Raw genomic sequence first — 20,763 nt, forward strand, 5'->3', positions numbered from 1 at the left:
AAAGAGAGGCATTGAACAGTCGACTCTTGACAACGGCGCGAAGCACGGCAAGAATCGTTCAACTCCACAGACCGATCACTCGGTCTGTGGAACGCCCGCCATACGAAGACGTTTGGAACCCTCATGGAAACCCCTCCCCCTTCCGCCACCCCACTCGCCCCAGACACAACAGCCTTCTCTGGACCGGACTCCCCCACCACGGCCCCCACCCGGGTAATCGTCACCATGGCGCTCGCCCAGTTTGGACTTTTCCTCGCCCTGCTCGCCCCGGTGATGGTCAGTCTGGCGCTCAAGGCCCAAAGCGTCTTCCCTGCCGAGCAGGCTGCCCCCGCCACCGGCACCATCCTGTCCATCGCGGCCCTCGTGGCGATGATCGGAAATCCGGTCTTCGGGCGGCTCAGTGATCTGACGATGTCGCGCTTCGGGCGCAGGCGGCCATGGATGGCCGGCGGGGCCGCGGTCTTCGTGCTCGCGATGGTACTTATGGCCCTCGCCGGCGACTTCACCACGCTGCTCCTGGGATGGTGCCTCGCCCAGCTCGCGGGCAATGCCGTCCTCGCGCCCCTGCTGGCCACCATCGCCGATCAAGTCCCTGAACGGCAGCTCGCCGGGGTTTCAGCGAATGTTGGAATAATGCAGAATCTCGGCATCCTGGCGGCAGCCTATGTGGCGAACTTCTTCGTCAATGATCTCCTGATGCTTTTCCTTATCCCTTCACTGTTCGCCGCGGCACTCATCCTGTTGTTCTGCTTCATATTGCCGGACCGGGCCCTCACTGAACGTCCCGAGACCAACGGGTGGATGGCGCTGCTCATGACGTTCTGGGTCAACCCGGTCAAACATCCGGATTTCGCGTGGGCCTGGATCTCCCGATTTCTCCTTACCCTTGGCATGTTCCTGTTCATCACGTTCCAGTTCTTCTTCCTTCAGGACCATCTGCGCCTTGGAACCGGAGACGCCGTCGCCGCCCTCGCCCTGGGTTTGCTCATTTACACGGCAGCCCTCACGGTCACCGCGAAGATCGGCGGCTGGCTCTCGGATCGCCTGGGGCGCAGGAAGGCTTTCGTTTTCGTCTCCACCGCGGTCTTCGCCATCGGTTTGGGCCTGCTGGTCTTCGCCGCGGGAACCGAGATGTTCTACGTTGCGCAGCTCGTCATGGGCGCCGGCGCAGGGGTCTACTATGCAGTGGACATGGCCCTTGTCATCGATGTCCTTCCCAATCCGGAAGACTCAGCCAAGGATCTCGGAGTCTTCAACATCGCCAACGCTCTTCCCCAATCTTTGGCAGGCGGGCTCGGCGCCGTGATTCTTGGAACAAGCGGGGGAACTACGCGGTCATGTTCGTCATCGCCGCAGCGATTGGATTGGCCGGAGCCCTAGCGATTCTCCCGGTCCGAACTGTTCGCTAGCTTGAAACCTGACGAAGGAAAACAAATGAATCCAGCAACGAGCTCCGGCCTCGAGGCCGCGATCGACGCGGCGATCGCTTCCCTTCCCCTGGACCGGAAGGTAGCCCTCCTGACAGGCGGAGACATGTTTTCGCTGCGCGCAGAGCCTTCGATTGGCCTCCGGCGCATCATCTTCAGCGATGGACCCACTGGCGTGCGGGGCGAGAAATTCACCGGCGGGGACAAGGTGGCAATGTTCCCGAACGCCACGCTCGCTTCAGGTTCGTGGGACGAGGCTGCAGCGGAACGACTGGGGGTCTCCCTCGGCGAGGAGGCGAACCGGCTCGGTGTTGACGTCGTCCTCGGGCCCACTATCAACCTCCACCGAACGCCGCTTGGCGGGCGCCTTTTCGAGGCCTACTCCGAAGACCCGCTGCTGAGCGGACGCCTCGCGGCCGCCTATGTCCGCGGCCTCCAGTCAAAAGGGATCGGGGCAAGCGTCAAGCACTTCATCGCAAACGAAACGGAAACCGATCGCACGACCGTCGACTCCGTCGTCGGCGAGCAGGCGCTCCGCGAGTTCTATCTCCTGCCCTATGAGATCTGCGTACAGGACGCACGGCCCTGGACCATCATGGCCGCGTACAACAAAGTCAACGGCGTGCCCTCCACTGAACACGACGAACTGGTCAATGGCGTCCTCAAAGCGGAATGGGGATTCGACGGGCAGGTCATGTCCGATTGGGGTGCGGCAACAAGCACAGGTGCCACTGCACTCGGCGGGCTGGATTTGGTGATGCCAGGACCGGACGGCCCGTGGGGCGAAGCCCTCGTAAACGCGGTTGCCGCGGGCGAGGTCCCCGAGGCAGTTGTCAACGATCACCTCCGCCGCTTGCTTCGCCTTGCCTACCGGGTGGGTGCCTGGCATCCCGAAGGCGTTCTGCGCACCATGGCGCGACCCGTCGGCTCGAGTTTGCCCGCCCCTGATGCTCCGGAGCGTCAGGAAGAGCTTCGCTCAGCAGCTGCGGCCGGAATCACGGTCATGACTAACTCTTCGGGAGTGCTCCCTGTCGACCTAGACAGAATCTCACCGTCACACCCGCTTCTAGTCATCGGCAAACACGCGGGTGAGACCATGCTTCAAGGAGGCGGCTCCGCCCAGGTCCGGCCAGCACGCGCCATGACCATCGAAGATGGTCTGAAGGAGGCGCTTGGAACAGAAAGTCTGCGCGTCATCGACGGAGTCGAGGTCCGCCGTAGTCCCCGACCCGCCAGCGCCGCGGTCCTGCGTGACCCTGAAACCGGTAAGGCCGGCCTCCGGGTCACCAGCTATGACAGGGAGGATCGTGAGCAGGCCTCCACGCTTGAGGAAGATCCGCGAATCGCTGTCGGTTTCGGGCAGGGCCCTCACGAAGGTGCGGCCCGCCTCGAGCTCAGTGCACAGATCCATCTTCCCGGCGCAGAGACCCTTGAACTCGGCGGCGTCGGCACCGGACACTGGGAACTCCACTACGACAACCTCACCGAGACGGCTCAAACCCGACTCAGCGGCGACGACCCCGGCGAAGCGATTCTCGCCCCGCCAAGCTGGCTCACCAGGATCGAACGCCCCTCGGGCCACCTGCTGCGGCTCAGCGTCCGACCCGGAGAGGACGACGCCGGACTCTACGGCCTCTTCGCCGTTGTCGCGCAGACCGCTTCGCGCCCACCCGCGAAGGTCATCGCCGAGCTCACCGAAAAAGCATCAGGCGCCGGAACCGTCGTCGTAGTCGTCGGGCTCACTGACGAGCAGGAAACCGAGGCGAAAGACAAGCAAACCCTCTCCTTGCCCGGCGCACAGGACGCGATGGTGTGCGCCGTCGCCTCTGCGGCCGAACGGACCATTGTGGTGGTCAACGCCGCAACCCCGGTACTCATGCCATGGCTGGATGACGTGGACGCCGTGATCTGGGCCGGGCTCCCCGGACAGGAGGGAGGCGGAGCCGTAGCGGACGTTCTTTTGGGCCGCCGCGAAGCGACCGGACGCCTGGTCACGACCTTCCCGGCCGCCGACGGCGAAGGCCCGGCCTGGGATCCGCGCCCCACCGCCGGGAAACTGAAATACGACGAAGGCGTGGCCATGGGCTACCGCGGTTGGTACGCTGCGATCACCGCAGAACAGCCAGGACCGGCGGCCCGGCCCGCTTTCTGGTTCGGCCACGGCCTCGGCTGGAGCAGCTGGGAATACCTGAGCCTGGCCCCGGCAGCCCCGCCCGAGCCCGGAGGCGAGCAAGTGGCGGTCACGCTCCGCAACAGCGGGACCAGACCGTCCCGGGAGGTAATTCAGCTCTACCTCGAGGGCGCGGCACCAGGCCACAAACCCGAAGGTCTCACCGAACGCACCGCGCCGGTACGGCTTATCGGCTGGGCTGTGGCGGAGGACGTTCAGCCCGGTGAAGTGCGCACAGTGACCGTAGCCGTGGACCCGCGGGCAAGCCGGGTTTGGGACACGGCAAGCCACGGGTGGCAAGACCTCTGTGGCGGCGACTACCTGGTCGCCAGGGGTCTGGGTGATATTCGGCTCAGGGCCACACGCCCCGTGCCGGCCACCTCCAACTAGAATGTGCTCGTGTCCTTTCCCCGCAGTTACCGCCGGACCCGTACCGAGCGCGCCAGCAACGCCGGTGATGAGTCCCGCGTCCGATTGCTCGAAGTCGCGCTGGACCTCTTCGCGGCCTCTGGCTTCCGGGGCACCTCAATCGCCCAAGTCGCAGAGCGGGCCGGGTTGAGCCAATCAGGGCTCCTCCACCATTTCCCCACCAAAGCAGCGCTGCTGACGGCAGCACTCGAATACCGGGACGAGGTGGACGGCGGCCTCCTTGAGACAGCCCAAGGTCCGGCCCTTGGCTGGGCAGCATTCGAGGCCCTCGTGGATCTCGCAGAACGCAACCGTTCACGTCCAGAAGTTGTGCGCCTGTTCGTATCAATCTGTGCAGAGGCAATCGATCCAGAGCATCCCGCCCACGATTGGATCCTGGGCCACTACGAGGGAATACGCTCGTGGCTTCGCGCGGCTTTGGAACATGGAATTGCCGCCGGGCAGATCCACCCAGACGTTCCCGTCGACGAACTCATCAGCCAGACCATCGCCATGCAGGACGGGCTCCAGATCCAATGGCTCGTCAACGGTGCCCAGACGGACCCAGTTGCAGGGCTCGCGGAATTCATTGGCGGAATCAAGGAGCGGTGGTCTACCAGGGGTTGAGCCGCTGAGTAAACCGTAAACCCGGCCGTTATTGCACGTGGCTGCGGTCGAGCGGTCGACCGACGAGTCCAGGTGACCTGCTTATTGCGATCAGCGCTGACCGCGTGGGAGGGCCGAACTTCGGGACAATGACGTCATGTTCCCTTGGTTTCGGACACAAGGTCCGTGGCGGTGTTCCCGTTTTGAACACCCGGCGGCGGAGGCCGCACCATTTCGAGGGAGGATTCCAATGTTGTCGTTGAATGAGATGAATGCCCGGATCCGGAGTGGACACCTTCTTGTTCGCCCGGCACAGGAGTGGGACGATCTTTCAGCGGCGCTGACGCTCGCCCGCAAGAGCAAGGACACGGATCTTGTGGAGCGTATGCAGGACGCATTCCTACACTCCTGGCAAACCGTTGCAACCAAAGTCCTGGCCGACACCTTCGACGCTGCCGGCATCGCCGTGACATCCGCAACCCATCCCTGGGGCATCGCAACGTTCTCCGCATCAGGGAACAGTTGTGAACCTCTGCTGTGCAAGGAAGACTCCGGCGAGGTGCCCTCGGCAACCAATGTCCAACCGCAGTTGCTTGACTTCGAATCGGTAATGACCGGCTACGTTCGGTGTTTGAACAAGCTGCAGGCGGCTTGATCTCCAACCCGCACTAACTGGACGCGGACCCCGGCAGCACCCACGCCGGGGAAACCGCAATTCGACACGCCCTAACCCGCCGGACATCTCCAGAGTGCGTTGCGCCGTTAGTGGGCCCTGCGGCGTCGGGAAATGAGCAGCGCACCCCCGGCTCCCGCGAGCAGCGTGGCTGCGCCGGCAATCCAACCGATCCCGCCGGACCCGGTATAGGCCAGCCGGTTCTCAGTTGTGCCGGATACCGGGGTTGCGGAAGCGCCCACGATCACGGCTGTTCGGGTCACGGTCGGCAAGGTTACCGACGGTGAACTGGTCGGGGTCGGAACGACGCTGGGTGTGGGAGGTGCGGTCTGCGTCGGTGTCGGCGTGGGTCTCGGAGTGACGGTCTGCGTGGGTGTCGGGAATACGCACTCGGCGGTGTTCGTCACCGTGACGGTGTACTCCAACGGGCCTTGAATGTGAAGCTCGGACGGTCCGAACCACTGAAGATCGTGCAGACGTCCATTGTGAAGGGTGCGGGTCCCATCCGTGAAGGAACTGTTCACCGTGCAGCTGGGCAGATTGATCTGCTCTTCGATACTCACAGGCCTGCCGTGGTGAACGTAGTAGCCCTCCCCACGCAGCAGGATCGGCTACCTGGGGCACCGAGTTGGGGGCGTTGTCGTGGCTGAACGTCAGTTTGAGGGCTGCGTTGAAGGTGACACCTTCGAGGACGTCACCATTTTTGATGGTCTGGCCATTGACTACCCACACCTTGTTGACCGTGAGCAAGGCACAGTTGGGCATGGTGTTGGGCTTCGCGGGATCACATGTTGAAAATCCCGGAGTGGCGGGATCCGTCGGTGCAGTGGACGTTGAAACGGAGCTGGACGAAGCGGCGCTTCGCTGTGCCGCCGTCGCGGGGGCCGCAGTGGATTGTGCCGCCGTAGTGGATTGAGCCGCCGTCGCGGGGGCCGCCGGAGCCGGAACCGTTGGCTTTCCAGCGGTCTCCGAAGCCGCCGGAGATCCGGAAATCACTGGAGCGAGCGGTGCTTTGGCAGCATTGACGCTGTTCTGTGTCCCAGTGGCCGCGCCCGGCTTGGCCGCACCATCGGCCAACGCTGCCCCTGCTGCAGTCAACAACAGTAACGGGATGCCGGCAAACACCGCTGCCCTCGTTGCCGGTTTGGAAATCTTGATCATGACTGTCTCCTCCAAAGATGCGTGTACGTTTCACGCCAGCCAGTCGCCTTATTCGGACGGCTTTTAATTCATCGATTCGATGTTTAAAAAAACAACTTCAAGGCCCCCATGAAAACGCGAGACGGGGAGCCTGGGGTTGTGAAAGCTCCTCCCAGGGTCCAGGAGGCATGAAGAGTGAGGAGCGGGCTACTCCGGTAAGAGTGCCGACGACCGCTCTCGTCGTGTGCGAGCCTTCACAGTTAAAGAGGAAAAACTGGCGGATTCTCGCCGCGGGTTCGCAAAGAATCTTTCTGGGGCGCCTTCTGCTGTGACTCCCCGCTGGCCGGGACGTGCTGGCGACATGAGAACATCAACGACATTCTGGACACCCCGGGAATCAATTCCGTTTGTCGGACCATTCGGCCTGGCCTTGGATCTGGGAACCGACGTCGACGGGTTGCTCGCAGCGGAGGAGTCTCCTCTGAAACTGATCAAGGCCGCCTGCCACAGCCGCCAGCCTGGCGGACGACGTCCTGGCTCTCGGTAGGTGTCCCGGCTCAAAGTGTGTCCCAGGCAGTGCGGCCGTCTGGGTAACCGCCAACTGCCTGGGACACGGCCTGACACACATTCCGGAGTGACCTCTCGCGTCGTCCCCACAAATCCGTCGAGAAGACCATCTCCCACGCGTCAAGCACCCTTTAAGTGTCGCGGGGGCGCAGATCGTGCCGCGACGCCGACGGTTTAATTCCCACACAGGACGTTGAACCTGCGCACGCCCGGACTGCGCCTTGACCGAGGGACCTTCGCGGTACCCGGGATATTGACTGCCAAGGAGAGCGGGAGGGTCGTAAGCATTCCAGGTAAGGACCTAGTACCTTGTTTCCGGTGTCACGTCCCGATCCTCCAGTTTCTGAAGGACCGAGGAGTCAGCTATCGGCTCCTACGGGCGTCCGGAATTTGCCTCACCAGGTTGGCGACATGTTTCGGGCCCTCAAGACACATACATAGTGCCTGGCATGCGAGAGGAGTGTGAAACTCGCCTCTGGCCTGTTGGGGGCTCCCCACGGAGCCGTCCTCCGTGGAGCGTGTGTCCAGGCCGTGCCGCGGCGGTGGGGAACCCCATGCTAACCCGACCACACGGGGCACGTGCAGGGATCCGCGGAACCCTGCAGGGCGTGCGGCTGGATCTGAGACCCCGGCCGCACGCCTCTTCACAGCATCATGCCCAACACAATGCTCTAGGGGCCGCTCCTTCTCTTTGCTCCAGAGAGAAGTGGCCCTCAAGACGAAAGGTCCTCCATGGCTCACGCCGAGAACACTGTCATCATCAAACGTCCGATCAGTGACGTCTACGCCTTCATCGCCGACCCCCTCAACGAACTCAAATGGAGGAAAGGAATCCAAAGCATTGCCCTAAAAAGCGGAATCGCAGGAACAGTCGGAGCCATCTACAGCCAGACCCTCACTGGTCCAGGCGGCAGACCAATCAAGGGTGACTTTGAAATCACCCGCGCGGAACCTGGCTCCCTCGTCGCATTCCAGGTCATTGCCGGGCCTGCCCGCCCCACTGGCGCCTTTCATTTGGCCGAGGTTCTCAGCGGCACGAGAGTTCGGTTCGAACTCGACCTGCAGCCCAAAGGCCTGATGAAGCTCATCGACCGCCTGATCACCCGGACAATGTGGGCCGAAGTCGCACAACTTAACAGCCTCAAGACCGCCGTGGGATCGCACTAGAAGTTGAACTTCGACGTGGTCCTCCGGAAACCGCAGCTGTGCCGGCAGCAGCAGCAGGGCCTGCCCGGCCCGTGTGGAGATCGCGGGGAGCTCCATGTATAGGGTGAATCCATGAAGGACACCCCCACGCCCACCACTGGCGTACTGTTGGCCGGCGGCGCAGGGACGCGCCTGGGACTCGGCCCCAAGGCACTGCTCCCCTTCCGCGGGCGCACCTTGGTGGAAGTACTCGCCAAGGTGTTGCTCGACGGCGGATGCCAGGAGGTAGTGGTGGTAGTCGGTGCCGGAGCCGAGGAAGTCCGCCGCACCACGGATCTGGACGGATACCTGGTGGTGGACAATCCGGAGTGGGCGTCCGGCATGGCCAGTTCGTTCCGGACAGGTGTTGCAGCGGCTGCCCATGGCCACAACATCCTGATGGCTTTGGTGGACCAGCCCAGCCTGACTCCGCGCGTCGTCGCCAGGCTGCTGGCCGCACACCAACCCGGCCGCGTGACGGCCGCTGGGTTCGCCGAAGTGGGGTACCCCGAAGACGCCGTCAACGGCAACGCACCCGTAAAACTCCGGCGCGGCCATCCCTTGATCATCGACGCCGCCCTCCGCGCCGAGGCGGCGGAGTCCGCCGTGGGCGACGCCGGAGCTCGCCGTTTCCTCAAAGCCCACCCAGGACTGGTGGACGTTGTGGACTGCAGCGACCTTGCCGATGGAACAGACGTGGATACCAAGGCACAGCTGCACCTCCTCAGCGACTAACTCAAATGCGGGGGCCCACGCCGCCAGGGTTCCCTGGCCGAGCTTGCGAGGCGAGGGCGGCGGTGGGGACTAGTTGGGTGGGGGCGGCGGCGTCCTTGAGCGCCAGGTAGATCTTGTCCCGAGCGATGGGGAGCTCCGCGAACCTCACTCCCGTAGCGTTCCGGATGGCGTTGGCCAGTGCGGGCGCAACGGGATTGAACGGGCTCTCGCTCATGGACTTCGCGCCGAGCGGCCCCATCTGATCGTTCGTTTTCGCGAAGTAGACCTCGCTGCGGGGCACGTCCGCGAACGACGGGATGTGGTACTGGCGCAGGATGTCCGTGGTGACCCGGCCGGCGTCGTTCACGCGGACTTCCTCATACAGCGCAACGCCGAGTGCCTGGGCGATTCCGCCTTCCACCTGGCCGCGGCATTGCCGTGGATTGACCACCACGCCGGCATCGGCCGCCTGGACGCTCTGCAGGATCCTCAGCTCCCCCGTGCCGGTGTTCACGGCTACCCGGAATCCGTGGACGTTGAAGGCGACCGAACGCGGAGTTCCGCCCCAACGCCCTTCGGCGGCGAGTTCCACGCCCTGCTGCCGCGCGGCGTCGTGCACCTCCGCGAGCGCCAAGACCCGCTCACCGCAGCGCGCAGCACCGTCCTCGAGCACGCAGTCCGTCTCCGAAACACCCGCGATTCCGGCAGCCACGGCCCGGATCCGCATTGCGAGCTCCTGCGCCGCGAGCAAGGTCGCCTGCCCGGCCACCACAGTGCCCGCGGAGCCGAACGCGCCGGTATCGTGCTCCACGAGGTCCGTATCGGACTGGCGCACTGCCACTTTCGACGCCGTCGTGAACAGGGCGGTCGCAGCCAGTTGGGCGTGCACCGTGGTGGTGCCATTGCCGAATTCGGCGGTCCCGACGGCGGCATCGAACGTACCGTCCGGCAGGAGCCTGAGGCGCGTGTGGGCGAAGTGGCCGCGAGGCGGAACGGTGTCGATCATGGACAGAGCTGAGCCGGTGCCCGTGGCCCACTCCGGGCCGAAGTTGTCGAGGCCGGCATCCCGGTAGCGTTTTTCGCCGCGCTCGAGGGCATCCCGGACCAGCGCCACGCACTGGTCCAGGCCGTAGCTCCCGTAAAACACGTCCTCCTCCGGTTCCGGGTTCGTGGAGAGCATGTTGTCACCCGGCCGGACCATGTTCTTGAGCCGGAACTCCAGGGGATCCATGCCGATTCCGACAGCGAGTTCGTCCACGGCGGATTCGATCGCGAAGATCATCTGGCTCAAACCGTAGCCGCGGAAGGCGCCGGCCGGGACAGTGTTGGTGTACACGGCCTGGGCATCCACCTTCTTGTTGGCGCATTTGTAGACGGCCAGGGACTCACCACAACCGTGGAACATCACTCCGGGCGCGTGGTTTCCGTATGCACCAGTGTTGGTGACGACGTCCACCTGCATCGCCGTCAGGTGGCCATCACGGCTTGCTCCGGCCTTGACCTTGATGGTGAAAGGGTGGCGTGTGGTGGTGGCGGTGAATTGCTCGGTGCGGGTGAACTCCACCTGCACGGGCCGGCGCAGCTTGAGGGCCGCCATGGCCACGAGGTCCTCGGTGAGCACTTCCTGCTTTCCGCCGAAGCCACCTCCCACCCGGCCCGCCACCACGCGGATGCGGTCTTCGGCGAGATCGAACACGCGGGCAAGGGTGCGCCGGACCAGGAACGGGACCTGGCTGGAGGAACGCACCATGAGCCGGTCCTCCCCCGGCTTCTCCGACGGTTCCACCCACGCGATGGAGCAGTGCGTTTCCATCGCGACGTGCTGAACGCGCTGGGTTTGGTACGTGTTCTCATGAATGAAGTCGGCCGCTGCGAATCCGGCTTCGACGTTCCCCAGCTCAGAATGGACCTCTGCCACGACGTTGTTCTGCGGGCGGGAAATCCGGGCCGTTTCCCCGTCCTTCTCCCCGTGGATCGCGGGCGCACCGGGAAGCAACGCACGCTGAGGTGAGAAGACCGCGTCGAGAAGTTCGTACTCCACTTTGATGGCCCGGGCCCCGGCTTCCGCTGCGCCGACCGATTCTGCGACGACGGCGGCAATCCGCTGGCCGATGAAGCGCACCACGTTGTCGAGGACCCTGGTGTCGTCGGGATCATCGGTGTAGAGCTCGTGCTGGGCGGTCGAGAACAACTGGGCCGGCGCGTCCTCGTGCGTGAACACGGCAACGACTCCCGGTACCTGGAGGGCCGCCGTCGTATCGATCGAGACAATACGGGCATGCGCGTGCGGCGAGCGCAGCAACTTGAGGTGCAACAGCCCGGGGAGTTGTTCCGGGGGACGTCGAGCGTGTAGCGGGCGGTGCCGGTGACGACGGCGCGCCCCGCAGGCGCGGGAACATTGTCGCCGAGCTGACCGGAACCCTTAGTTGCCGCGCCGGGCGCGTCTGCCGCGCCGCCGTCGGGCGCGTGAGTGTGACTACCGCACACCGCGTCCGCAATCGAGCGGTAGCCAGTGCAGCGGCACAGATTTCCCTTGAGGCTCCGCGGGAGGTTGGCTTTTTGTTCCTCATCGAAGGTAGCGGCGGTCATCATCATGCCCGCTGTGCAGAAGCCACATTGGAAGCCCTGGTTTTCCAGGAACTGCTCCTGCACGGGATGCAGCTCTTCCCCGTTCGACAGCCCCTCGATAGTGGTGACCGAATGCCCCTCGGCGCGGACGGCCGGGTAGATGCAACTGTGCACGGGCGTGCCGTCCACGTGGACGGTGCAGGCGCCACAGTCGCCGCCGTCGCACCCCTTCTTGACGCCGAAGTTGCCCTGTTCACGCAGGAACGTCCGCAGGCACTGGCCCGGCCGGGGCGTGGCCTCGGTGGCGGTTCCGTTGATCTCGATTGCCATGCTCAGGCCTCCTTCTGCTGTGCGGTGTGAATGGATTCGGGCTGGGTGGACGGTTGCGGGGACGTCGCATGCGGCGGCCAGAAATCACCCGAGACCGTGAACGGCTCTCCAGCTCCAGCCGGGTCGAGTAGTTCCAACCGGATCTCTTCGGCGAGCCGGAACGTCATGTCGCGACGCCATTCCGGGAGCCCATGGATGTCGTCGTGGTACAGCTCCGCGGGAATTGAACGCTCGACGGCGGAGGCCAGCTGGCTTGCGTCGGGCGCCTCCGCCGCGGCGAACCGCAACTGCACCGGTCGCTTGGTGGCGGCGGTGACGGTGAGGACCAGGCTGCCATCGGCGTCGAGCCTTCCGATCAGCAGCACCCCCGAACGCCCAAGGTTGCTCAGCGAGAGACGGCGGAAGGCCACCTTCGCCGCCAAGGCCGACGCCGGCAGTTGGATGCTGCGGAGGAGCTCGCCGGGTGCCAGGCAGTTTTTCCCGTCCCCGGCAACGAACTCGGCCACCGGAACGGTGCGACTGCTGCCGTGCCGGCCGAGGATGGTGGCCGTGGCATCCAGGCCTGCGCAGAGCGAAATCATGGGCCCGGCGGGGAGCGAGGTGCACACATTCCCGCCAACAGTGGACATGTTCCACACCTTGAAGGAAGCCACGAAAGAGTCGCAGCACGGGCGGAAAAGATCAAGGCCGGGCCAGTTCCATCCCGCCACCGCATCCGAAACCGGGAGCGCGTAGAGCTCGGCAACGGTGCAGGTGGCGGCAAGTTCGATCCCGGCGTCGCTCACGGTCACGGACTGCCAGCCTGCTTCGCCGAGGTCGAGCAACCGCTTGAGCGGTTCTTCGCTGCCGACCGGACTGCCGTAGGAGAACAGGACCGTGCCGCCGGCAAGCCAGGCGTCGCCGTCGCGCCACTGGCCTGGATCCGTGGTGGCAACCACGGACTCGATGGTGTTCATGTCCATTGGTTCTCCTGGGTTTCGTGCGTGCTTCGTGTGTCTGTGCGGTGGATCGGTCCTGCGCCGTCCTTGAGCGAACCCCAGGCGGAGGCGGGCTGCGGCGCGCGCGAGGCGAGGATCTCGGCGGTGATGGAAACCGCAACTTCGGCGGGGGTGACGGCGCCGAGGTCCAGTCCGATGGGCGAATGAAGCCGTTCGAGCGCCTCAGCCGGGGTGCCACAAGCCAGCAGCCGGTCGATCCGCTGGCGGTGGCTGCGCCTCGACCCCATCGCGCCCACATAGGCAAGATCCAAAGCGAGGGCGGTTTCCAGGAGCGGAATATCGAACTTGGGATCGTGGGTCAGCACGCACACGACTGTGCGGGAATCGATCCGGCCGGCGGCTGCTTCGGCGGCAAGGTAGCGGTGCGGCCAGTCCGTGACAATTTGATCGGCGGCGAGGAAACGGCCCTGGCTCGAAAACGCCGGCCGGGCATCGCACAAAGTGACGTCGTAGCCCAGCAGTTTCCCGGCAGGGAGCAATGCGGCACCGAAGTCGTTGGCGCCAAAGATCAGCATGCGGGCCGCGGGCAAGCGGCTTTCCACAAAGAGGGTAATGGGTTCGGGTTCCGGTACGGCCCCGCAGCCTTCGGCCGGCGCCAGCCGGACCAGCCCCGCGCGACCCCCGCGCAAGAGGGGTTCGAGCTGGGCTGCGGCCGCGCGGATCACGCCGGCATCCCCACCCAGGAGCGCCGAGAGTTCCCGCGAACCCGCCGCAGAAAAAGCCGCCGGATCTGGAACGAGAACGGCGCCTCCCGCAGCGTCGAGCCGGCGGATGAGTGCCATGGAGGACGGCCAGCCGCTCGCGGCGTTCAATCCTCCGCTTACCGCGTTCAACGCGGCCAGGTCCAGCCCTGCAACCCCCGTCGGCTGGATGTGGACTTCCAGCTCGCCACCGCAGGTGAGCCCGACGGCGAACGCGTCCTCGGCGCTGTAACCGAACGACTCAAGGCGGCTGCCGCCGTCGCGCATTGCCTCAAGTGCGGCCTCCACCACGGCACCTTCCACGCACCCTCCCGAGAGGCTGCCGAGGACATCGCCGTGTTCGGAGACCACCATGGACGTGCCGAGGGGCCGGGGCACGGAGCCTCCGGCGGCCACAATGGTGGCAACTGCGCATCGTTCGCCAGAGACCGCGGGCCGCCAGGTGCCCAGCGAAGGCATCAAATCCAGCATGGCAGCACTTCCTTTACCGAGGTCCCGGACCGGAGACCCTCCCGGGGCAGTGTGCGATCTTGCCTCATATTCTCATTCCTTGCGTGTGTTCGGGGAAGCTTCGGGTAGAACAAGCAGCCCTTTGCGTGGAGAGGACCGGGGCGGGCCTCTCATTTCCCACCCCGGTCCTTAGCGGAGCGGCCGCACCCCACCGCCGCCCGCCGTCGTCGTCCGCACTATGCGGTTGGTGACGATCGGCGGACGCCTATTCATTGCGGTGACTTGCGGCCGGACCGCCGTCTCAATGGCCGGCTACGCTCCCATCAGCGCGCTGATCGGCCCGCGGGCAAAGTAGATCAGGAAGCCCACGGTCACCACCCACATGAGCGGATGGACTTTGTTGCCCTTCCCCGATGCCGCGTGGATCACGGCCCAGGAGATGAACCCGACGCCGATGCCGTTGGCGATGGAGTAGGTCAGCGGCATGGTGACGATGGTCAGGAAGGCGGGCAGGGCCACGGAGAACTTGGAGAACTTGATTTCGCGGATCTGCGCCATCATCATGGCTCCCACTACCACCAAGGCTGCGGCTGCGACCTCGAGCGGAACCACGCTGGTGAGCGGGGTCAGGAACATCGACCCCAGGAACAGCAACCCGGTGACCACCGACGCCAGGCCGGTGCGGGCGCCTTCGCCAATCCCGGCAGCGGAGTCGATATACACGGTGTTTGACGAACCGGACGTCGCGCCGCCGGCCACCGCGCCCAGGCCTTCGACGATGAAGGCCGACTTGAGCTTGGGGAACGTCCCGTCCTTGTATGCCACGCCGGCGCTCTTGGCGAGGCCGGTCATGGTGCCCATGGCGTCGAAGAAGTTGGTGAAAACGAGGGTAAACACCAGCATCGTGGCCGCCAAGCCGCCGATCCGCGAGAACGAGCCGAAGAGGTCGAAGTGGCCCACCAGGCTGAAGTCCGGGGCGGAAACCAGCTGGCCGGACAGTACCGGGGTGTTGAGGTGCCAGCCACCGGGATTGGCGGCGCTGCCAGGCCCGATGTGCATGACGGCCTCGACGACGGCGGCGAGGACCGTGGTGGCGACGATTCCGATCAGGAGGCCGCCCTGGATCTTGCGGGCCACGAGGATTCCCATGACCAGCAGACCGACGATGAAAACAAGCGTGGGGATGGAAGTGATGGAACCATCGTTGCCGAGCTGTACCGGCGGTCCACCTTTTGTGGCGCGGACGAAGCCGGAGTCGACGAATCCGATGAAGGCGATGAACAGGCCGATGCCAACGGTGATGGCGGCCTTGAGTTCCTTGGGGACGGCCTTGAAAATCGCGGTCCGGGCACCCGTGGCGCCGAACAGGACAATCAGGATGCCGTTGATGACCACCAGGCCCATGGCTTCTGGCCAGGTGACTTCATGGATGACGGCGACTGCCAGGAACGAGTTGATTCCCAGGCCCGCGGCGAGCCCGAACGGCAGGTTCGCGATAAGGCCGAAGAGGACCGTCATGACACCGGCGGTCAGGCCGGTGACTGCCCCCACCTGCGCTGCCGACAACCATCCGCCGGCCACGTCCGTGGGTGCGTTCTGGGCCGAGAATCCGCCCAGGATGAGGGGGTTGAGGATAACGATGTATGCCATCGTGAAGAACGTGACGATGCCGCCGCGGAATTCGCGGGCCAGCGTGGAGCCACGCTTGGTGATCTGGAAGAAACGATCCAGGAAGGAGTTCGACGCCGGGGGCCTGGGGCTGCTGCCCCGCTGCGCCAGTCCGGTTGCCGTGTGCTTTTCGCCTGCCGCTGTCTGCCCTGCGCCCAAGGACGCAGCCTGCTTTTCAGTTGCCGTTCGCATTTCTGCGGGGTCCAGGATTGTCATTTCAGCCACCGGGCCCTAGTAGTCAATCCTGGAGTCAAGCGTGTTCCAGGTGTTGAACGGTTCGAGGATCGCCGGCGCCTGGGGGTCGCCCAGTTCCAGTTTGCGGACCGGCATGAGCTTGTCCCGGTCTTCGTTCTCGAAGTATTCGTAGAAGACGGCGTCGTCGAAGCCAACGGAGGCGGCGTCGTGCCGGTCTGCTGCGAAAACCACGTTGTCGATCCGTGCCCAGAGCGCCGAGGCCAGGCACATGGGGCATGGCTCGCAGCTCGTGTAGAGGGTGGCTCCGCTGAGGTCGAAAGTACCGAGCTCGCGGCAGGCATTGCGGATGGCGGTGACCTCGGCGTGGGCCGTGGGGTCGTTGGTAGCGGTGACCCGGTTGACGCCTTCGAAGGCGCGGCCATCCGCGGTGACAATGACGGCGCCGAACGGCCCGCCGCTGTTGAGGACATTGGCTGTTGCCAGCTCAATGGAGGTGGCCAAGAAACGTTCGGCCGTGACGGTGGTACTCATGTGCGACTTCCTTTGTGCTGAGGAAGCCTGTAACCAAGGAGGCATCTGAACATGACAGACCAGTGCTGCGATTACCAGGCTTCAGCGCGTGCTTTTGAAGGTTTCGCCTGGTAGATAGCTTCCCGGAGTCCGGGTGCCCGCCTTTGGCAAATTGAGATTAGCACCGGAGATGTGAGCCGCGCCATAGTTTCTGGAAAAAAAGTTTCGACATGTGAAATTCGAGCTCATGCCGGGCTGCCGGCGTCGGTCACATTGACTCTCTTTGGCCCGGAGTCCTACGCTGGGTGCCACCGGCAGGGCAGACCCGCCGCAACCTGGATCAGCAGACAGGACCCACTGAGCTGGAACGCAACTACGCCGACCAGACAAGGATTCCAGTGTCTCCGAAAACCGAATTCCAGCCAGCAACATCCCAGGCGCCATCACCTTCCCGCCTGTGGATCAAGAATCCCCTTGCAGTGTTCACCGCCAATGGGCTTGACGCCGGCGGGGGGATCGTTGTCAGCGATGGGAAAATCTCCGAGCTCGTCCCTACAGGAAAGCAACCTTCCGTGCCCTGCGATCGGGTCTTCGACGCCGGTAGCCACGTACTGCTGCCCGGTCTCATCAACACGCACCACCACTTCTACCAAACCCTCACGCGTGCCTGGGCTCCGGTGGCCAACGCTCCCCTGTTCCCGTGGTTGCAGAACCTCTACCCTGTGTGGGCTCGCCTCACCCCGGACAGCCTCGAACTTGCCGTGAAAGTAGCGCTTGCGGAACTCCTGCTCTCCGGCTGCACCACGGCAGCCGACCACCACTACCTCTTCCCCGCGGGACTTGAGGACGCGATCGACGTCGAGGTCGGCGTCGTACGCGAACTCGGTATGCGCGCCATGCTCACCCGTGGCTCCATGACGCTCGGAGAGGACGACGGCGGCCTGCCGCCGCGGTCCACCGTGCAGCGCCCGGAGGTGATCCTCGCGGACAGCGAACGGCTGATCGGGAAGTACCACGAACGGGGAGACGGCGCGGTCATCCAGATTGCCTTGGCTCCCTGTTCGCCGTTCTCGGTGACGCGGGAGATCATGGCCGAAAGCGCCGCCATGGCCGAACGGCTGGATGTCCGGCTCCACACCCACCTCGCCGAAACCATCGACGAGGAAGATTTCTGCCGCGAGATGTTCGGGCTGCGCACCGTGGACTATCTGGACAGCGTCGGCTGGCTCGGCAAGCGCACCTGGCTTGGCCACGGCATCCATTTCGACGACGACGAGATCGCCCGGCTGGGCGCCGCGGGCACCGCCGTCGCGCATTGCCCGACGTCGAACATGCGGCTCGCGTCCGGCACCGCACGGGTGCTGGAACTCGAGGCGGCCGGGGTTCCGGTGGGGCTGGGAGTGGACGGCTCGGCGTCGAACGATGCTTCCAACATGATCCTCGAGGCACGGCAAGCGTTGTATCTGCAGCGGCTGCGCTATGGTGCGGACGTCCCCGTGGAGCGCGCCCTCGGGTGGGCGACGCGGGGATCCGCGGCAGTGCTGGGCCGCACCGACATCGGCCAGATTGCTCCCGGGATGCAGGCAGACCTTGCCCTGTTCAAGCCCGACGGGCTGCGCTTCTCCGGCAGCCATGATCCCGTCGCGGCATTATTGCTCTGCGCAGCGGACCGCGCGGACCGCGTCATGGTGGGCGGCAAGTGGCGCGTTGTGGACGGACAGATCCCGGACCTGGACATCCCGGAACTTATTGCCAAACACTCAGCCGCCGCACAGAAAATCATCAGGGGCTAGGAGTAGCCTCTCGATTAGGTCGTAGATCAGGAGGCAAATCATGACCGTCCCCCAGCACAACACGCCGACTCCTCCAGGTTGGTACCCGGACCCCTCGGGCTCCGGGCAACTACGGTGGTGGGACGGTAACGCTTGGACTGGAACCGCCTGGAACCCGCCGGCACAGGCCGGCGCGGCGTGGCCTGCGGCCGGGCAGCCGGGCCAGGCGGGAACTGGTCAGCCTGCGGCACAGGCGGGAGCCCCGTGGCCGGCAGTGGCACAGCCCGGGGCACCGCAGGCGGCAGCCTCGTGGCCCGCAGCCGCGGGGCCTGGGCAGTACGCGGGACCGGTCCAGCCCGCTCCCCGCCCGGAAATCAGCCGGCAGACCCCGGTCTACAATCCGTTCATCTGGCTCGTCACGCTGCTGCCGGTGATCACGCTGATTATCCTGATGATCTGGAATCCGGTCTTTCACGTGCGAATTGTCGGCGCGAGGCGCGTACCCACCCTCGATCCCAGCGCGTTCAGCGTTCCATATTTCCTGCTCATTGTTTCGGCCTGGCTCATCTACGGGGTCAGCGTTCTCTTGTCCTACCTCGACTGGCAAAAGCTGCAGAAGGACGGGGTGGTCCGCCCCTTCCACTGGGCATGGGCCTTCCTCGGCGCGGGAGTCTACGTTGTGGGCCGTTCAGTGATCGTCCACAAGGTGGCGCCACAGCGCGGACTCGCACCGGTGTGGGCACTGATTGCACTGACTGCCGTGAGCTTCATCCTGGTGGCCATCAAAGCGGGCATGATCGTTTCCAGCCTTGCCGGGGCCTTCCCTATGTAGATTCCCCAGACGGGCAACGTTCCCAGGCACACAAAGTGGCGGGCGGCACCTCCCCAGGTGCCGCCCGCCTTTTGGCTCTGTTGCGCAGAGTCCTTCATCCCCAGGGGCAGGAGCCCTAGGAACGCTGCCGGCCGAAGACCGGAAGGGCGCGCAGCCAACGGGAGAATGTCCCGGGCGTGCGGTCACAGTCGGCCGGAATGTAGAAGTCAGGATCCGTAGCGCCGAACGGCAGGTACAGTTCCTGGCCGGGCGCCGGGAACTCCACGACGTTGTTCTTATCCTGCGAGTCCATCTGTCCTCCTATTTCATGCGCTCAAGTTCTCCGTGGTTTGCGCCGGGGCCCTTCGTCAGACCCTCGCCAATTTCCACATCTTGGAAAACATTTTTTGTTATATGGAAATGGTAGAGGGGATCCCCGAATGACGTCAAGGGCTGCCACGGGGCTGCCCACCCCACCGCGGGGCGCCGCCGGTCACAATCGGAAAGTAGATAACGATTCTCCGGAAGTGATGTACACCACTGGCAAATGTGGGCTACGCTTTCTTCAATTCGTGGCGCAGGTCACGTAACCTGGGAGCAGCAGGCAGGGTCGTAATGAGCTGGCATCAATGGATGCCGGCTCTTTTTTGTTGGGTCGGCTCCACCAGAAACGCGTTTGAAACACGCGCTTAATTTCATTGGTGGACCTTAGTGGTTCCACCTCGTAGAAGTTGGGATATGACCATGAGCAACAACATCGTCCTCGGCGACAACCAGTACGGCAAGGCAGAAGTCCGCGTCGTCAAAGTCACCCGCGACACCGACCGCCACCAGATCGAAGACCTGAACGTCACCTCACAATTGCGTGGCGATTTCCAGGCTGCGCACCTCCAGGGCGACAACGCACACGTCGTCGCCACGGACACCCAGAAGAACACCATCTATGCCTTCGCCCGTGACGGCATCGGCTCCCCCGAAGCTTTCCTCCTCCGCCTGAGCGAGCACTTCACCTCAGGATTTGAGTGGGTCACGGGCGGCCGCTGGGAAGCCGAGGCCTACACCTGGGACCGCATCCAGGCACACGGATCCGAACACGACCACAGCTTTGTCCGCAAGGGGCAGGAAGTCCGCACCGCCGTCGTGGTCCGCGAAAGCAACACCACGCACGTCATTTCCGGCCTCAAAGACCTGACCGTCCTCAAGACCACCCAGTCCGGCTTCGTCGGCTACCCGCGCGACCGGTACACCACGCTGCCCGAGACCACGGACCGCATCCTCGCCACCGACGTCTCGGCCCGCTGGCGCTACAGCACTGGGCTCGACGTTGCCGGGACTGACTTCAACAAGAGCTACGAAGACATCAAGGCCCTGCTCCTTGAGGGCTTCACGGAGAACTACTCCCACGCCCTGCAGCAGACCCTGTTCGACATGGGCAAGAAAGTCCTCGAGGCCCACAGCGAAGTTGATGAGATCAAGTTCTCCATGCCCAACAAGCACCACTTCCTGGTGGACCTTAGCCCGTTCGGCCTCGACAACCCCAACGAGGTCTTCTTCGCCGCGGACCGCCCGTATGGCCTGATCGAAGCCACGGTCCAGCGCGACGACACCAAGCCGGCCCCGGCTGCTTGGAACGGCATCGCCGGCTTCTGCTAAGCCGCCCGGTTCCCGCCCAACTGATCCCCACCGCCTCCCTCGCCTCGCAAGCTCGGCCAGGGAACCCTAGCGGCGTGGGCCCACGCATTTGATGTCGTTTTGGAGCGTCAAAACGACATCAAATGCGAGTCAGTTGGGCAACCATACCCAAAACCACATTGTTAGCCAGACAAAGTTAGCCAGACAAAGACGTCTGCCATGAACCAAGAAAGTCTGC

At 64.4% G+C, this 20,763-nt stretch carries 16 protein-coding genes and 1 pseudogene; 10 read left to right on the plus strand and 7 right to left on the minus strand.

Going from position 1 to position 20,763, the window contains the following annotated elements:
• The first annotated feature begins 123 nt into the window (after positions 1-123).
• From ACX5I4_RS17850 to ACX5I4_RS17865, 4 genes are all read left to right on the plus strand, one after another.
• Entirely contained in the window at positions 124-1,380 is a 1,257-nt protein-coding gene (locus ACX5I4_RS17850) for an MFS transporter (protein WP_461837822.1), read from the plus strand.
• A gap of 54 nt (positions 1,381-1,434) precedes the next feature.
• Entirely contained in the window at positions 1,435-3,987 is a 2,553-nt protein-coding gene (locus ACX5I4_RS17855) for a glycoside hydrolase family 3 C-terminal domain-containing protein (protein ID WP_461837823.1), read from the plus strand.
• Between the two features lie 9 nt (positions 3,988-3,996).
• On the plus strand, positions 3,997-4,632 hold the full coding sequence (locus tag ACX5I4_RS17860) for a TetR/AcrR family transcriptional regulator (protein ID WP_461837824.1): 636 nt from the start codon (positions 3,997-3,999) through the stop codon (positions 4,630-4,632).
• A 229-nt stretch (positions 4,633-4,861) separates the two neighbouring features.
• Complete coding sequence (locus ACX5I4_RS17865) at positions 4,862-5,266, plus strand: hypothetical protein (RefSeq protein WP_461837825.1); 405 nt, start codon at positions 4,862-4,864, stop codon at positions 5,264-5,266.
• 107 nt (positions 5,267-5,373) lie between these two features.
• Here the strand turns inward: ACX5I4_RS17865 and ACX5I4_RS17870 are convergent, their stop codons facing one another.
• The gene (locus ACX5I4_RS17870; RefSeq protein ID WP_461837826.1) at positions 5,374-5,847 is read right to left on the minus strand and encodes a hypothetical protein; all 474 of its coding nucleotides are present in this window, start codon (positions 5,845-5,847) and stop codon (positions 5,374-5,376) included.
• Between the two features lie 179 nt (positions 5,848-6,026).
• On the opposite strand from ACX5I4_RS17870, the gene ACX5I4_RS17875 reads away from it, so the two are divergent.
• The 3 genes from ACX5I4_RS17875 to nboR all read left to right on the plus strand — a co-directional run bounded on the left by ACX5I4_RS17875 (position 6,027) and on the right by nboR (position 8,911).
• The gene (locus ACX5I4_RS17875) at positions 6,027-6,200 is read left to right on the plus strand and encodes a hypothetical protein (RefSeq protein ID WP_461837827.1); all 174 of its coding nucleotides are present in this window, start codon (positions 6,027-6,029) and stop codon (positions 6,198-6,200) included.
• Positions 6,201-7,723: 1,523 nt separating this feature from the next.
• Complete coding sequence (locus ACX5I4_RS17880) at positions 7,724-8,158, plus strand: SRPBCC family protein (RefSeq protein WP_461837828.1); 435 nt, start codon at positions 7,724-7,726, stop codon at positions 8,156-8,158.
• Between the two features lie 111 nt (positions 8,159-8,269).
• Complete coding sequence (gene nboR, locus ACX5I4_RS17885; protein WP_461837829.1) at positions 8,270-8,911, plus strand: nicotine blue oxidoreductase; 642 nt, start codon at positions 8,270-8,272, stop codon at positions 8,909-8,911.
• A gap of 1 nt (position 8,912) precedes the next feature.
• Here the strand turns inward: nboR and ACX5I4_RS17890 are convergent.
• The 5 genes and pseudogenes from ACX5I4_RS17890 to ACX5I4_RS17910 form a co-directional block, all read right to left on the minus strand.
• Positions 8,913-11,788: pseudogene (locus ACX5I4_RS17890) on the minus strand (molybdopterin-dependent oxidoreductase).
• 2 nt (positions 11,789-11,790) lie between these two features.
• Positions 11,791-12,750 carry an FAD binding domain-containing protein gene (locus tag ACX5I4_RS17895; RefSeq protein WP_461837830.1) on the minus strand — a complete coding sequence of 320 codons (960 nt, stop codon included), beginning with the start codon at positions 12,748-12,750 and terminating at the stop codon, positions 11,791-11,793.
• Positions 12,741-13,958: an XdhC family protein gene (locus tag ACX5I4_RS17900; protein WP_461837831.1), complete on the minus strand. Its 1,218-nt coding sequence runs from the start codon at positions 13,956-13,958 to the stop codon at positions 12,741-12,743. The genes ACX5I4_RS17895 and ACX5I4_RS17900 overlap by 10 nt, the downstream gene beginning before the upstream one ends.
• A gap of 291 nt (positions 13,959-14,249) precedes the next feature.
• The gene (locus tag ACX5I4_RS17905) at positions 14,250-15,830 is read right to left on the minus strand and encodes an NCS2 family permease (RefSeq protein WP_461837832.1); all 1,581 of its coding nucleotides are present in this window, start codon (positions 15,828-15,830) and stop codon (positions 14,250-14,252) included.
• Positions 15,831-15,836: 6 nt separating this feature from the next.
• A complete protein-coding gene (locus ACX5I4_RS17910; RefSeq protein ID WP_461837833.1) occupies positions 15,837-16,331 on the minus strand; it encodes a nucleoside deaminase in 495 nt (164 codons plus the stop codon).
• A 377-nt stretch (positions 16,332-16,708) separates the two neighbouring features.
• Here ACX5I4_RS17910 and ACX5I4_RS17915 point away from each other — a divergent pair, with 377 nt between their 5' ends.
• Both ACX5I4_RS17915 and ACX5I4_RS17920 read left to right on the plus strand, forming a co-directional pair.
• Complete coding sequence (locus ACX5I4_RS17915) at positions 16,709-18,103, plus strand: 8-oxoguanine deaminase (RefSeq protein ID WP_461837834.1); 1,395 nt, start codon at positions 16,709-16,711, stop codon at positions 18,101-18,103.
• A 40-nt stretch (positions 18,104-18,143) separates the two neighbouring features.
• Positions 18,144-18,914 carry a DUF2510 domain-containing protein gene (locus tag ACX5I4_RS17920; RefSeq protein WP_461837835.1) on the plus strand — a complete coding sequence of 257 codons (771 nt, stop codon included), beginning with the start codon at positions 18,144-18,146 and terminating at the stop codon, positions 18,912-18,914.
• A gap of 115 nt (positions 18,915-19,029) precedes the next feature.
• On the opposite strand, the gene ACX5I4_RS17925 is transcribed toward ACX5I4_RS17920, so the two are convergent.
• Complete coding sequence (locus tag ACX5I4_RS17925) at positions 19,030-19,206, minus strand: hypothetical protein (RefSeq protein WP_172465634.1); 177 nt, start codon at positions 19,204-19,206, stop codon at positions 19,030-19,032.
• Between the two features lie 425 nt (positions 19,207-19,631).
• Between ACX5I4_RS17925 and pucL the strand changes: the two genes are divergently transcribed.
• Entirely contained in the window at positions 19,632-20,546 is a 915-nt protein-coding gene (pucL, locus tag ACX5I4_RS17930; RefSeq protein ID WP_461837836.1) for a factor-independent urate hydroxylase, read from the plus strand.
• Positions 20,547-20,763 lie beyond the last annotated feature (217 nt).

The organism is Arthrobacter sp. MMS24-S77 (assembly GCF_054888235.1).

Excerpts from the sequence above, each read along its gene's own strand:
- pucL (WP_461837836.1), top strand. The coding sequence starts at position 19,632 with ATGACCATGAGCAACAACATCGTCCTCGGCGACAACCAGTACGGCAAG.
- ACX5I4_RS17850 (WP_461837822.1), top strand. The coding sequence starts at position 124 with ATGGAAACCCCTCCCCCTTCCGCCACCCCACTCGCCCCAGACACAACA.
- ACX5I4_RS17895 (WP_461837830.1), bottom strand. The coding sequence starts at position 12,750 with ATGGACATGAACACCATCGAGTCCGTGGTTGCCACCACGGATCCAGGC.
- ACX5I4_RS17855 (WP_461837823.1), top strand. The coding sequence starts at position 1,435 with ATGAATCCAGCAACGAGCTCCGGCCTCGAGGCCGCGATCGACGCGGCG.
- ACX5I4_RS17865 (WP_461837825.1), top strand. The coding sequence starts at position 4,862 with ATGTTGTCGTTGAATGAGATGAATGCCCGGATCCGGAGTGGACACCTT.
- nboR (WP_461837829.1), top strand. The coding sequence starts at position 8,270 with ATGAAGGACACCCCCACGCCCACCACTGGCGTACTGTTGGCCGGCGGC.
- ACX5I4_RS17910 (WP_461837833.1), bottom strand. The coding sequence starts at position 16,331 with ATGAGTACCACCGTCACGGCCGAACGTTTCTTGGCCACCTCCATTGAG.
- ACX5I4_RS17900 (WP_461837831.1), bottom strand. The coding sequence starts at position 13,958 with ATGCTGGATTTGATGCCTTCGCTGGGCACCTGGCGGCCCGCGGTCTCT.
- ACX5I4_RS17880 (WP_461837828.1), top strand. The coding sequence starts at position 7,724 with ATGGCTCACGCCGAGAACACTGTCATCATCAAACGTCCGATCAGTGAC.
- ACX5I4_RS17920 (WP_461837835.1), top strand. The coding sequence starts at position 18,144 with ATGACCGTCCCCCAGCACAACACGCCGACTCCTCCAGGTTGGTACCCG.
- ACX5I4_RS17925 (WP_172465634.1), bottom strand. The coding sequence starts at position 19,206 with ATGGACTCGCAGGATAAGAACAACGTCGTGGAGTTCCCGGCGCCCGGC.